This window comes from Streptomyces sp. KR55 (genome assembly GCF_052245645.1).
GTDB lineage: Bacteria > Actinomycetota > Actinomycetes > Streptomycetales > Streptomycetaceae > Streptomyces > Streptomyces flavusporus.
Genome location: NZ_JBQQCE010000927.1, coordinates 1 through 1,226 on the forward strand (window position 1 = coordinate 1; position 1,226 = coordinate 1,226).

The following is a 1,226-nucleotide window of genomic DNA, read 5'->3' on the forward strand; positions in this document are numbered from 1 at the left end:
AGGTCAACTACTCGGCCCCTAAAGGACCGAGCTTGTTGGCTCAGCCCTTGTAGGGCTCCGTTTATGCTCCCGACTGCCCCCTACGACAGGGCGGTCACGGGTCACATCTACCGGTCCCGGCTATGTCGGGACCGGATCGGGCATGTTGACGAATACCCACGCCGAGCGTGCGCGCCTGCGCACGTTGACCCCGGCGACGTGGTCGGCCGGCCCAGCGAGGCCGCACCGACGACAGCGGAAAGTGTCCCGAGTGGGGCGGTTGCCGCGCTCGGTGTGGCCGCAGCGCGGGCAGCGCTGCGAGGTGTAGGCCGCATCCACCTCGATGTACGGCACCCCGGCACGGCGTGCCTTGTACTCGATGAAGGCACCGAGCTGGTGGAACGGCCAGGAGGACAGTCGTGCTCGCTGGTCGCGGGGAACCGTAACCCGCTCGCGGATGCCCTGGAGTTCTTCCAGGGCGAGGCCGCGCTCGGTGCGTTGGGCGACAGCAACGACTTCCTTGGCCACCTTGTGGTTCACGTGGGTGGCGTGACGGGCTTCCTTCCTCGCCCGCTTTTTGAGGAGCTGCTTGGCGGATCGGGTCTGCTTGGCCTGGATCTCGGCCCGCTTGCGGGCCTGCCAGCGCCGGTACCGGGTAAGGCGTCGGCCCTGGTGGTTGGTGCCGTCCGAGGTGGTGGCGAGGTTGACGATGCCTCGGTCCACGCCGATGAAGTCCTTCGGCTCGAACACCTCCGGCTCGGTCAGGTCGATCGTGGCGATCAGAAACCACTTCCCGTCCCGGAACACCAGATCGGACTCGCCCTTGCGGTGCTCAGAAAGGGCCTTGAGCGCTTCCGGGGAGCAGGCGAACCGGATGTTCTTGATCCGCCCGTTAAGGGTCCAGATCGATACCGTCTGTGCGTCGTAGTTCCACGACAGGCACCGGTCGTCGTACGTGTGCGCCGCATGCGGGCGGAAGGCGACCGGCTTGGACTCTGCCCTGCGGCGCTTCGATCCCTCGGGGCCGAGGTTTCCGGCCCGGATGTTTGCCCGCAGCGTGGTGTACGCGTCCGCGACGCGCTTGATGATGTGCTGCGCGGCCTGCGCCCCGAAGCCGCGGGCCTTGAGCTCGCCGTAACACAGCTTGCGCAGCTCACGGACGGACGCCTTGAGCCCGAAGTGCTCGAAGCCGGTGGCGGACACCCAGTTGGCCGCCTCGTTGATCGCGAGCAGGGTGCGCTCAAGCG

The 1,226-nt window shown here is 67.3% G+C and carries 1 protein-coding gene; it reads right to left on the reverse strand.

All coding sequences use genetic code 11. The features are described 5' to 3' along the window. Positions 1–120 precede the first annotated feature (120 nt). A partial coding sequence (locus tag ACTWQJ_RS51555) for an RNA-guided endonuclease InsQ/TnpB family protein (RefSeq protein WP_443313228.1) occupies positions 121–1,226 on the reverse strand: 1,106 nt, incomplete at its 5' end.